Source organism: Streptomyces sp. NPDC060002 (assembly GCF_042737245.1).
In the GTDB taxonomy this organism is placed as follows: Bacteria; Actinomycetota; Actinomycetes; order Streptomycetales; family Streptomycetaceae; genus Streptomyces.
In genome coordinates, this window is the sequence record NZ_JBHWUW010000050.1 from 55212 (window position 1) to 65712 (window position 10501).

The 10501-nt window shown below is 73.0% G+C and carries 13 protein-coding genes; 4 read left to right on the forward strand and 9 right to left on the reverse strand.

Annotation, left to right across the window (positions count from 1 at the left end):
* Positions 1-15: 15 nt before the first annotated feature.
* From ACFWBD_RS32585 to ACFWBD_RS32600, 4 genes are all read right to left on the reverse strand, one after another.
* Positions 16-759, reverse strand: coding sequence for an SRPBCC domain-containing protein (locus tag ACFWBD_RS32585; protein WP_385674790.1), 744 nt, complete (start codon positions 757-759; stop codon positions 16-18).
* A gap of 13 nt (positions 760-772) precedes the next feature.
* Entirely contained in the window at positions 773-1417 is a 645-nt protein-coding gene (locus ACFWBD_RS32590; RefSeq protein WP_385674793.1) for an ArsR/SmtB family transcription factor, read from the reverse strand.
* Positions 1418-1559: 142 nt separating this feature from the next.
* Positions 1560-2123 (reverse strand): DUF3618 domain-containing protein, encoded by a 564-nt coding sequence (locus ACFWBD_RS32595; RefSeq protein WP_385674796.1) that lies wholly within the window; start codon positions 2121-2123, stop codon positions 1560-1562.
* Positions 2120-2629, reverse strand: a complete 510-nt coding sequence (locus ACFWBD_RS32600) for a phage holin family protein (RefSeq protein WP_385674798.1) — start codon at positions 2627-2629, stop codon at positions 2120-2122. Before ACFWBD_RS32600 ends, ACFWBD_RS32595 begins: the two co-directional genes overlap by 4 nt.
* A 149-nt stretch (positions 2630-2778) precedes the next feature.
* Here ACFWBD_RS32600 and dapA point away from each other — a divergent pair, with 149 nt between their 5' ends.
* Entirely contained in the window at positions 2779-3720 is a 942-nt protein-coding gene (gene dapA / locus ACFWBD_RS32605) for a 4-hydroxy-tetrahydrodipicolinate synthase (protein WP_385674801.1), read from the forward strand.
* Between the two features lie 18 nt (positions 3721-3738).
* Here dapA and ACFWBD_RS32610 read toward each other — a convergent pair whose 3' ends face one another.
* Together ACFWBD_RS32610 and ACFWBD_RS32615 are read right to left on the reverse strand one after the other, a co-directional pair.
* Positions 3739-4959, reverse strand: coding sequence for a WD40 repeat domain-containing protein (locus tag ACFWBD_RS32610; RefSeq protein ID WP_385674804.1), 1221 nt, complete (start codon positions 4957-4959; stop codon positions 3739-3741).
* Complete coding sequence (locus ACFWBD_RS32615) at positions 4956-5513, reverse strand: SigE family RNA polymerase sigma factor (RefSeq protein WP_385674829.1); 558 nt, start codon at positions 5511-5513, stop codon at positions 4956-4958. The genes ACFWBD_RS32610 and ACFWBD_RS32615 overlap by 4 nt, the downstream gene beginning before the upstream one ends.
* 139 nt (positions 5514-5652) lie before the next feature.
* Between ACFWBD_RS32615 and ACFWBD_RS32620 the strand changes: the two genes are divergently transcribed.
* A complete protein-coding gene (locus tag ACFWBD_RS32620; RefSeq protein WP_385674807.1) occupies positions 5653-6156 on the forward strand; it encodes a hypothetical protein in 504 nt (167 codons plus the stop codon).
* Between the two features lie 251 nt (positions 6157-6407).
* Here the strand turns inward: ACFWBD_RS32620 and dapD are convergent, their stop codons facing one another.
* Positions 6408-7397, reverse strand: a complete 990-nt coding sequence (gene dapD / locus ACFWBD_RS32625) for a 2,3,4,5-tetrahydropyridine-2,6-dicarboxylate N-succinyltransferase (protein ID WP_385674809.1) — start codon at positions 7395-7397, stop codon at positions 6408-6410.
* Positions 7398-7542: 145 nt separating this feature from the next.
* Here dapD and ACFWBD_RS32630 point away from each other — a divergent pair, with 145 nt between their 5' ends.
* Entirely contained in the window at positions 7543-8442 is a 900-nt protein-coding gene (locus ACFWBD_RS32630) for a winged helix-turn-helix transcriptional regulator (protein ID WP_385674812.1), read from the forward strand.
* Here ACFWBD_RS32630 and ACFWBD_RS32635 read toward each other — a convergent pair.
* Positions 8390-9004 (reverse strand): TetR/AcrR family transcriptional regulator, encoded by a 615-nt coding sequence (locus ACFWBD_RS32635; RefSeq protein ID WP_385674815.1) that lies wholly within the window; start codon positions 9002-9004, stop codon positions 8390-8392. The two genes, ACFWBD_RS32630 and ACFWBD_RS32635, sit on opposite strands and share 53 nt — an antisense overlap.
* Positions 9004-9324: a DMT family transporter gene (locus ACFWBD_RS32640; protein WP_385674818.1), complete on the reverse strand. Its 321-nt coding sequence runs from the start codon at positions 9322-9324 to the stop codon at positions 9004-9006. The genes ACFWBD_RS32635 and ACFWBD_RS32640 overlap by 1 nt, the downstream gene beginning before the upstream one ends.
* A gap of 248 nt (positions 9325-9572) precedes the next feature.
* Between ACFWBD_RS32640 and ACFWBD_RS32645 the strand changes: the two genes are divergently transcribed.
* Complete coding sequence (locus tag ACFWBD_RS32645; protein WP_385674820.1) at positions 9573-10412, forward strand: AbfB domain-containing protein; 840 nt, start codon at positions 9573-9575, stop codon at positions 10410-10412.
* The last annotated feature ends 89 nt before the right edge of the window (positions 10413-10501 follow it).

The window sequence follows — 10501 nt, forward strand, 5'->3', positions numbered from 1 at the left end:
CACCTGCGGCCGCCGTCACCGGGGCCGGCTGAACACTCCGTTCAGCCAGCCCTGCCAGGCGGTCTCGTTCGCCGCGGCGTCGGCGTCCGGTGCGAAGTCGTGGACGCTGACGCCGACCGGGTAGCCCCAGTGGTTGCGGCCGAAGAAGCGGACGAGAGCGCTGTCGCCGCGCAGCCCGACGAAGTACGGGTCGCGGAAGTCGACCACGGCATCGAGGAGCCGTCCCCCGGGGCCGCCGGCCTGGACGCGCGCGCCTTCGGCCGTGTCGTCCGCGAGGCCCAGCGCCCGTGCCACGGCGGTGAGGGCGTCGGGCGCCTTGGACGCGTCGGGCCCGTCGAAGGTGACGAAGGCGACCGGGCGGCCGTCGAAGTGCGTCAGGTACTCGCGCAGTGTGTGCAGGTAGAAGTCGGTGTGCCGGCCCGCCGCGTCGTACTGGTTGTCCCAGTCGTCGACGAAGATGCCGCTGTGCACATAGCGCACCCACGCGCGCCGGCCTTCGTCGCGCGGCTCGACGGTGTAGTCGAGCTGGTTGACGGTCTGCTCGGAGATGCCGTCGACGTTCTCGACCCGGTTGGTGTAGCGGTGCGGCGGGTCCCAGACGGTGACCGTCGAGCCGAAGGGGCCCTTGCCGCCCTCGCGCGGCTCCGGCTCCTCCATCGGCCACAGCCAGCCGCCGGTCCCCGCGGTGAAGGCGTCCCACACCTGCTGCGGCGTGGCGTCGACCTCGAACTCGCGGGCGATCTCGAATTCCTTGGACATGGCTGGCTCCTGATTACTGACTGTCTGGTTCCCGGGTCCGGATCTGGGCCTGGGCCTGACTCCGGGGCTGCGCCTGGGTCTTGACCGTGGGATGGACGGCCACGACGATCCGGTGGTCCCGGCCGCTCTCGGCGTCGGGGGCGTCGTACTTGCGGATGAGCGCGCCGACGCCCGCCGTCAGCTCCTGGATGAACGCGGCCCGGTCCGCGGCCGAGGCGAAGCGCACCTCGCCGTCCAGCGCGTAGGTCGCCAGCCCCTTGCGGGCTTTCTCGGCGCCGGTGATCAGCGAGCCGACGTCACGCACCAGCCGGGCGCCGAGCGCGAGCAGCCAGCGCGCGGACAGCTGGTCCCGGAAGCGGTCCGGGTCCGGCTGCACCGCGGCGAGCGCGAGCGGCGAGATCACGTACGACGCCGCGGTCGCCCGCATCAGCCGCTCGGTCACGTTGCCCTTGCGGCGCTCACCGGCCAGCTCGACCAGGCCGTGCCGCTCCAGCGCCTTGAGGTGGTAGTTCACCTTCTGCCTCGGCAGCCCGACCTTGCCGGCCAGCATCGCCGCCGACGCGGGTCCGGCCGCCAGCTCGGCGAGCAGCCTGGCCCGTATGGGGTCCAGGGAGACGGCGGCGGCCTCGGGGTCCTCGATCACGGTCACGTCCAGCATGCGTCCACCGCTCACCGAAAACTTTTCTTGTCCAGGACAATATGGTTTTCGGTCGCGGGGCGGGACCGGGCGCCGGGCAGGCCGAAGGCCCGGCACCCGCATGCCGCGGGTACCGGGCCTCCACCTGTCGCACCGGCGCGGGCTAGTGCTCCGCCCTCGCCCTGCCCCTTCCGATCACCCCGACCGCCACCAGTGCCACCACGGCGGCACCCGCGACCACTACCGGCCGCGGGTGCCGGAGGGCGAACCGCACGGGTACGCGGACCGGAGCGGGCGCCGACCGCTGCGCGGTGCGACCCGCGCGGGCCGCGTTGTCCCGGAGGTCGTGGCGGGCGTGGCGGGCATGGTCCTGGGCGGTGCGGCCGACGCGGGCGGCGGCGTCCTGCACGGCGTGCCGCGCACGGCCCCCTCGTCCCTGAGCCGCGTGGCCCGCCCTTGCCTGCACCGCGTGCCCCGCGTGGCTCGCCCGCTCCTGAACCGCGTACCCCGCGCGCCCGGCCCGTTCCTGCAGGTGGTAACTCGCCTGGGACGCCGTGCTGCGCAGCTGTACGGTCATCGCGCCGGCGCGGTCCATGAGGTCGGCGGCGCGGGCCCGGGTCCGTCCGCCGACGTCCGCCCGGGCCGCCAGTTCCTCGACCGTGACCCCGAGCCGGTGCCGGGTCCGCTCCATCTGCCGACGCAGGCCGGCCGTTGTCCTGTCCGTCATCGGTGTGCCCTTTCCCTGATCTCCTCGACGTCGGCCCGGACGCTGCCGAGGGTCTCCTCGGGGGTGGGCGGCGCGGCCCGGCGCAGCTGGCCACGGCCGAGCGCGGCGAGCACGGCGGCGATCGCGAAGAGCACCGCCGTCACGATGAGCGCCGCCGCCCAGACGGGCAGCGTCAGCGAGAGGGCGGCGACGGCCGTGCCGGCGAGCGCGAGCAGGCCGGCGTAGCCGAACGCGCCCGCGGCGCCGAGCAGACCTCCGCCGCGCCCGGCGCGTCGCCCCTTCTCGGTGAACTCGTGCTTGGCGAGGGCCAGTTCCTGCCGTACGAGCCGGGAGAGCTGTTCGGTGCCCTGGTTGACGAGTTCGCCGACGGTGTGGTGCCCATTGCCGGGGTGCCCGTCGCCGTGGTGCCCATTGCCGGGGTGCCCGTCGCCGTGGTGCCCATTGCCGTGGCGCCCGTCGCTGTGGTGCTCGTTGCGGACGGGTCGGATGTCCGTGGTCCCGGTCACGGCGTTCCGCCTCCTCTCGGTTCCGGAGCATCCGGGTACCCCGGCCGGTCGCCGCTACCCCGCGCCGGGACATCCGTACAGGAACACTTATTCGTACTCCGTAGAAAATTTAAGTAGAGCTTCACTGTCATACGACCGAGACTGCCCGTATGACGACAGCTCGCACCACACCCCCGAGTCCGACCGCCGCCCCGCCCCCCGCTCCGGCCTTCGGCCGTGCGCTCTGCGCGATGATCACGCCGTTCACCGGTGCCGGCGCGCTGGACCTCGACGGTGCGCGGCGGCTCGCCGGCCGGCTGGTGTCCGCCGGCTGCGACGGACTGGTGCTCTCCGGCACGACGGGTGAGTCGCCGACCACGTCGGACGCGGAGAAGGCGGAACTGGTGGCCGCGGTACGGGAGGCGGTGGGCGACCGGGCGTCGATCGTGGCCGGGGTGGGCACCTCCGACACCCGCCACACCGTCGAACTCGCCCGGGCCGCCGAGAAGGCCGGCGCGGACGGGGTGCTCGTGGTCAGCCCGTACTACAGCAGGCCTCCGCAGGACGCCCTGGAGGCGCACTTCCGCGAGGTCGCGGACGCGTCCGGGCTGCCGGTGATGCTGTACGACATCCCCGGCCGCACGGGCACCCGGATCGAGCCGGACACCATGCTCCGGCTCGCCGAGCACCCCCGGATCGTCGCGGTCAAGGACTGTTCCTACGACTTCCTCGGCGCCCAGAAGGTGCTCTCCCGCACCGAGTTGGCGTACTACGCGGGCTGCGAGGAGCACCACCTGGCGCTGTACGCGGTGGGCGGGGCAGGCTACGTCAGCACGGTCGCGAACGTGGTGCCGGACCGGCTCCGGTCCGTCCTGGACGCGTTCGACGCGGGCCGCACCGCCGAGGCCGCCGGGCTTCAGCAACAGGTCATGGAACTGGTGGAGTCGATGATGGCCTCGGGCCTGCCCGGGACCGTCACCGCCAAGGGGCTCCTGGGCGACCTGGGCCTGCCGGCCGGCCCGGTCCGGGCACCGCTGCGGCCCGCCGACCGCGAGACGGTCGCCGGGCTGCGCGCGGCCTACGAGCGGCTCGTGGCCCGGCCGGGTTCCTGAGCGCCCGGCGAGGGCCAGTCAGCGGTCCGCAAAGACCGGCGTCCAGCGTGCGAGGGTGTCGTCCCCGGTCGCCCGGAAGTCGCTGAGCGGGACGACCTCGTCGCTGTCGAGGGTGACCAGCACCAGCCGCTGGTGGTACTCGTCGCCGTCCGGGCCGATGTCCCAGGCGACGAGGGTGGAGTCGTCGGCCCAGGCGAGCAGTTGCTGGCCGCGCGTCTCGACGAGGTTCCTCCCGGTGCGGGGGTCGACGATCCAGGAGGACGTCTTGTACTTCTTGCCCGCGAAGTCACCGGCGAGCTTCCTCCCGTCGGGCGAGAGGCCCGCGTCGACGAACCACGACAGGTACTTCTCGCCCGCGGGCGGGCCGGCCTTCGCGCCCTGCCGGTCGTAGAACTGGTAGCCGGGCTCCGAGGGCAGACCGGTCCAGATGCGGCTGCCGTCACGGCTGAAGGCGAAGTCCTGGCGGCTGTTGAGGAAGGCGGTGGGGTCGTTCATGTCCGTGCCGAGCTTCACCTCGCTCCAGGAGCCGCTCCCGGAGGCCACGTCGAAGACGTAGAAGCCGGTGCGGTACGACTGCGCGGTGTTCGCGTCCCAGCCTCCGGTGCCGCCCTCCGACTTGACCCGCAGGTCCGGGTTCGCGCTGTACGTCGTCGCGACCAGCTCACGGCCGTCCCGCGAGAACGCGAGACCGGCGACGGCCTGCTCGACCGGGATCCACCGCTCGACCTCGCCGCTGGCCAGGTCGAGCAGGCCGATCCGGCGGACGGGCAGGTTCTGCTCCAGGACGGCGGCGGTCCGCAGCCCCGGCGCGACGGCGACCCACGACCATTCGGTGGTCTTCACGTACTTCTGCGTCGTCGGGTTCAGCAGCCAGTAGGTGCGCGTCGACACCGCCCGCTCGGCGGTCTGCGGGACGACGGTCGTCGCGTAGTACGCGGCCAGCGCCGTCCGCCCGGCGGCGATCAGGTCGCGCGGCGGCGACTGGTCCGGATGCGCGGTGATCCGGGTGGGCCGCGTGACGTCGGCGGGGCGCACATCGGTCGGGCCGCCGGATTCCAGCCTCGGCACCGCCACGGCGACGGCCACCACGGCGACGGTCGCGACCGCCACGGACACGAACCGCCGGGCACGGCGGCGCCGGCGCAGGGCGAGGACCCGGTCGGCGAGTCCGGCCCCGGCCGGCTGCTGCTCGTCGGCCTGCTCGCGCAGGGAGTCGCGTACGAGTTCGTCGACGTTCACGGACGCACCTCCACGGGCGAGAAGTCACTGGACGGCGCCCTTTCGGCGTCCGCGCGGCCGAGGGCGGCCAGCTCCGGCGCGAGGGCGCGCAGCCGGGCGAGGGAACGGTGGGTGGTGGACCGTACGGTGCCCACGGAGCAGCCGAGGAGCCCGGCCACCTCGGCCTCCGGCAGATCCTCGAAGTAGCGCAGCACGAGCACGGTGCGCTGGCGCGCGGTCAGCCGCGACAGGGCCGCGCGCATCACGATCCGCAGTTCGGCGGCCGAGGAAGCGTCCAGTCCGGCTCCGCTGTCCGGCGGTTCGGCGACGCTGACCTCGCGCCGGGGCCACTTCAGACGCCAGCGGCTGATCTGCTGCCGGTAGAGCACCTGGCGTACGTAGGCCTCGGGTTCCTCGATGCGGTGCCAGCGGCCGGCCGCCTTCGCCAGGGCGTTCTGGAGCAGATCCTCACCGGCGTGCCGGTCGCCGCCGCTGAGCAGGACGGCCGTCCTCAGCAGCGCCGACGATCTGCTGTCCACGAAATGTCGGAAGCTCTCCAGCCCCTCGGCATCCATCGTCACCTTCTCTTCCCCCGGGACCGGACCCGCTGCCCGCCCCCCGCACCCCTTGAGACACGCGCTCCCCGCCCCCGCTATGCCGCCCCCCGCACGAAATTCCGCCGGCCGTCCGCCCGTGCCCACGTACGGTGAACGCATGAGCCGACCGCTGCTCTACCTCGACGTCGACGGCCCTCTCAACCCGTACGCGGCCAAGCCCTCGAAGCGACCGGCGGGCTATACGACCATCAGGGCGTCCGTGGGCCGTGAGCGGCCGCTGCGGGTCTGGCTGCACCCCGGGCACGGCGCCGCCCTGCTCCGCCTCCCCTACGACCTGTGCTGGGCGACCACCTGGATGGACCTGGCCAACCGCTGGATCGCGCCGGTGGTGGGGCTGCCGGAGCTTCCGTACGTCGACTTCGGCGAGGCGCTCTTCGCCCACCGGGCCGACGGGGTCCACTGGAAGACGGAGGCGATCGTCGTCCACGCGGCGGGCCGCCCCTTCGCCTGGGTGGACGACGAACAGTCTCCCGCCGACACGGCCTACGTCACCGCCCACCACCCGGCACCGGCTCTCCTGCACCACGTGGACCCCCGACTCGGCCTGCGCGAGGAGGACTTCACGGCCCTGACGCAGTTCGCGGCGGCACTGCCTGACTGACGAAGTCCGGCCCGGCTCCCGGCGCCAGGCGCCGACGACGGGCCCGCGGGTGACCGACCGCGGACGATCGCGGCTTCCCTCCCCCTCCGGTCACCGCCGCACGCGCGAGCGCCCTCCCGGGCCGCGCCGGGGCGGGCGGGGGAGGGCGGGGGAGGGCGCTCGACGATGACCGATGTCGATGGCTGCCGGCGACTGGGCCGCGGGCCGGGGAGCTGATCGGTCGCGCGGCCGCAGGTCAGGGCCGCCGGTGGTCAGTTGTGGCTGTGCAGGATTTCGTTCAGGCCGCCCCACACCGCGTTGTTCGGGCGGGCCTCGACCGCGCCGGTGACCGAGTTGCGGCGGAAGAGGATGTTCGAGGCGCCGGAGAGCTCGCGGGCCTTGACGATCTGGCCGTCGGGCATGGTGACGCGGGTGCCCGCGGTGACGTAGAGGCCGGCCTCGACCACGCACTCGTCGCCGAGGGCGATGCCGACGCCCGCCTCGGCGCCGACGAGGCAGCGCTCGCCGATGGAGATGATCACGTTGCCGCCGCCGGACAGCGTGCCCATCGTGGAGGCGCCGCCGCCGATGTCCGAGCCGTCGCCGACGATGACGCCCGCGGAGATGCGGCCCTCGACCATCGAGGTGCCGAGCGTGCCCGCGTTGAAGTTGACGAAGCCCTCGTGCATGACCGTGGTGCCCTCGGCGAGGTGGGCGCCGAGGCGGACCCGGTCCGCGTCGGCGATCCGGACGCCCTTGGGAGCGACGTAGTCCGTCATGCGCGGGAACTTGTCGATGGAGGTGACCTGGAGGTGCAGGCCCTGCGCGCGGGCGTTCAGGCGGACCTTCTCGATGTCGTCGACGGCGACCGGGCCGAGCGAGGTCCAGGCGACGTTGGCGAGGTGGCCGAACATGCCGTCCAGGCTCTGCCCGTGCGGCTTCACGAGCCGGTGGGAGAGCAGGTGCAGACGCAGGTAGACGTCGTGCGCGTCGAGCGGCTTGTCCTCGAGCGAGGCGATGACCGTGCGGACCGCGACCACCTCGACGCCCCGGCGGGCGTCCGGACCGACCGCCTTCGCCGCACCCTCGCCGAGCAGCTCCACGGCCTTCTCGGCGGACAGGCGCTCGGTGCCGGACGGGCCGGGCTCCGCGATGAGCGCGGGCGCGGGGAACCAGGTGTCGAGAACGGTGCCGTCGGCGGCGATCGTGGCGAGGCCGGCGGCCGTGGCGCCGGTGGTGCGGGGAACAGTCGTGTCGGTCATGAGGGCAACCTAACCGGCGGGGGGCCGCAGAGGCCAACCCGCACAGCGGTGTCTCAGGAGGCGGGCCGCACGCCCCCGCCGACCTGGTGAGTTTCTCTTGGGAACCAACTGTGTCAGCATGGCCGCCGACGACGGGAGGAGGCCCATGGCCCGCAGGACGAGCCTGGAGGATTCCGGCTGCGCCATCGCGCAGGCACTGGACGTCGTCGGGGACTGGTGGACCCTGCTGATCGTCCGGGACACCGCGCGCGGGGTGCACCGGTTCGACGAGCTCCAGCGCGAACTCGGCCTGTCCCGGAAGGTGTTGACCGAGCGGCTGCGGCTCCTCGTCGAGGCGGAGGTGCTCGCGCGGGTGCCGTACCAGGAGCGCCCGGTGCGCCACGAGTACCACCTCACCCCGCGCGGCCGGGGCCTGCTGCCCGTCCTGGTCGCCCTCCAGGACTGGGGCGACGCCTGGGTCCTGGGTGACGGCAGCACCACGGCCACGGCCGAGCAGGCGTCCGCGGAGGCCCGGCGGGTGCACGCGCTGGCGGGCACCCGGCTGCCCGGGCTCCGACTGGTCGACGACCGGGGCTCACCGCGCGATCCGGTCGCCGACGACGCGCTCCACACCGTTCTCTACTGCTTCCCCGGCGCCCGCGCCGACGCCTACCCGCCGGGCTGGACGGACATCCCGGGCGCCCCGGGCTGCACGCTGGAGTCCCGCACCTACCGCGACCGGCTCGCCGGGTTCCGGGCGGCGGGCGCGGCGGTGCACGGAGTGTCCACCCAACGCCCGGACGAGCAGCGCGCGTTCGCGGAGGAGGAGCGGCTGGGCTTTCCGCTGCTGTCCGACGCCGGGTTGACGTTGATCACCGCGCTGCGGCTGCCGACGTTCCGGGCGGCGGGGGCGAGCAGGCTGAAGCGGCTGACCCTGGTCGTGGACCGGGAGCGGGTCGTACGGCATGTGCGGTATCCGGTGACGGACGTGGCGGGGAGTGTCGAGGAGGCGCTCAGCGTCGTCCGGCGGCTGGGCGAGGACGCCGACCCGGGGAACCAGGAGTAGCGGGGGGACCGGGGGCGGCAGGGGCGGCGGGAATGAGCCGCGTCAGCGCTTCTCGCGCGTACTCCTCGTCGTAGGGCGCGTCCGTCAGCAGCACCTGGAGACAGATCCCGTCCATCAGGGCGACCAGCGCGCGTGCGGTGAGGGGGTCGACGTGCCCGGCGAGGAGGGCGGCGAGGTCCTCGGCCCACTCGGCGGCGACGGGGCGCAGCGCGGGCCGTCGCAGGGCGGCCAGGTACAGCTCGTACTCCAGCTCGACGCCGGTACGCTCGCCGGCCAGCCATTCGCCGAGCAGGCCGGCCAGTTCGGCGGGCAGGTCGAGGCGGGTGTCCGTCAGCCCGCCGTGCGCCGCGACGGCCTTGGCGAAGCCCTCGTTGGCCTGCCGCAAAGCGGCGATCATCAGTTCGTCGAGGGTGGCGAAGTGGTACGTGGTGGAGCCGAGGGGCACGTCCGCCTCGGCGGCGACCGAGCGGTGGCTCAGCCCGGCCAGCCCCTTCTCCCCGACGACCCGGATCGCCGCGTCGATGATCCGCTGCCGCCGCTCGGGGTCGTGACGCCGGGGCATCAGTGCGCACCCCCCAGGTTCAGCACGACCACTCCCCCGACGATCAGCAGGATGCCGACGGCCTTGGCGGGCGTCAGGGACTCGCCGAACAGGGCCGGCCCTATGACGGCGATGGCCGCGGTGCCGACCCCGGCCCAGATCGCGTACGCAGTGCCGATGCCGACGGTCTTGAGGGTCTGGGCGAGGAGCAGGAAGGAGACGACATAGCCGGAGGCAGTCAGAAGCGAGGGCCAGAGCCTGCTGAAGCCGTCGCTGTACTTCATGGCGGTCGTCGCGGCCACCTCGGCGGCGATGGCGCCGGCCAGCGTCAGATATCCCATGTGTACGAGCGTACACAACGATGCGTACGGGTGTACATAACGATGCCGGGACCGGCCCCCTCTCATCCCAAGTCCCCCCAAGTCGCCGCAGGGTCGACCATGTTGCCGTCGTGGAGTCGAAAGCGTTATAGAAAGCGCTCGCTCAAACGGCTGAACGTGAGCCACACGTTCCACTACTGTTTCACCGTTCACACACCGGGCCATCGCAGCCGCGGCAGCCGTCAGGGGTACCGCTGGAGGAACAGCGCATGCCAGAAAACAAGTCCCGGCCACCCCAGGAGCAACCCTGGGAGAACGGCTGGGCCCCGGACACCTCCCGGGCACCCGGAACACGGCGCCTCTGGCTGGCCGGCGGTCTCGCCGTGGCCACCATCGTGGCGTGCGTGACCGCAATCGCCTTGAACGACAAGCCCGTTGACGACAAGTCGGACGCCCGGCAGGGGCAGACGCTGTCGGACGAGGAGACGGAGGGCGGTCTGATCTCCTTCGCCACTCCCTCCGCGAGCGGATCGGCGACACCGACGGGGAAGAAGAGCACGACCGCGTCCGCGTCCGCGTCGCCGAAGACCTCCTCCTCCCCCGAGGCGCAGGGCAGTTCGACGCCACACGCCCCGGCCGCGCCGTCCGCGTCATCGACGACGAAGCCGTCCACTCCCAAGCCGGCCGCCACCCAGCGCTCGGTCCGCTCGGTCAACTACCCCGGCCGCTACTGGCACGTCAGCGGCGGCCTGGTGAAACTCGACCCGGTCGGCGGCTCGGAGTCCCGTGCGGACTCCACCTTCACCGTGGTGAAGGGCCTGGCCGACAGCTCCTGCTCCACCTTCGTCACGGCGGACGGGAAGTACCTGCGCCACCGCGACTTCGTCCTGCGCGCCGAACGCAACGACGGCTCCACCCTCTTCAAGCAGGACGCCACGTTCTGTGCCGTCCCCTCCTCCTACTCCTCCGGCGCCGTCATGCTGGAGTCGGTGAACTACCCCGGCCGTTTCCTGCGCCACAAGAACTTCGCGCTGCGCCTGGACGCGTACGGCTACGGCTCCAACAACCGCGAGGACTTCTCGTTCCACCTGGTGGACGGGCTGGCCTGAGCACACACGAGAGCGGCGGCACCCGGTGGGTGCCGCCGCACAGGGGTGGTGGGGGGGTACCCAGTGGGGATCTCCGCCCGGATGACAGG

Coding starts and splice junctions, on each gene's coding strand:
- ACFWBD_RS32585 (WP_385674790.1), bottom strand. CDS start 759: ATGTCCAAGGAATTCGAGATCGCCCGCGAGTTCGAGGTCGACGCCACG.
- ACFWBD_RS32590 (WP_385674793.1), bottom strand. CDS start 1,417: ATGCTGGACGTGACCGTGATCGAGGACCCCGAGGCCGCCGCCGTCTCC.
- ACFWBD_RS32595 (WP_385674796.1), bottom strand. CDS start 2,123: ATGACGGACAGGACAACGGCCGGCCTGCGTCGGCAGATGGAGCGGACC.
- dapA (WP_385674801.1), top strand. CDS start 2,779: ATGACGACAGCTCGCACCACACCCCCGAGTCCGACCGCCGCCCCGCCC.
- ACFWBD_RS32615 (WP_385674829.1), bottom strand. CDS start 5,513: ATGGATGCCGAGGGGCTGGAGAGCTTCCGACATTTCGTGGACAGCAGA.
- ACFWBD_RS32620 (WP_385674807.1), top strand. CDS start 5,653: ATGAGCCGACCGCTGCTCTACCTCGACGTCGACGGCCCTCTCAACCCG.
- dapD (WP_385674809.1), bottom strand. CDS start 7,397: ATGACCGACACGACTGTTCCCCGCACCACCGGCGCCACGGCCGCCGGC.
- ACFWBD_RS32630 (WP_385674812.1), top strand. CDS start 7,543: ATGGCCCGCAGGACGAGCCTGGAGGATTCCGGCTGCGCCATCGCGCAG.
- ACFWBD_RS32635 (WP_385674815.1), bottom strand. CDS start 9,004: ATGCCCCGGCGTCACGACCCCGAGCGGCGGCAGCGGATCATCGACGCG.
- ACFWBD_RS32640 (WP_385674818.1), bottom strand. CDS start 9,324: ATGGGATATCTGACGCTGGCCGGCGCCATCGCCGCCGAGGTGGCCGCG.
- ACFWBD_RS32645 (WP_385674820.1), top strand. CDS start 9,573: ATGCCAGAAAACAAGTCCCGGCCACCCCAGGAGCAACCCTGGGAGAAC.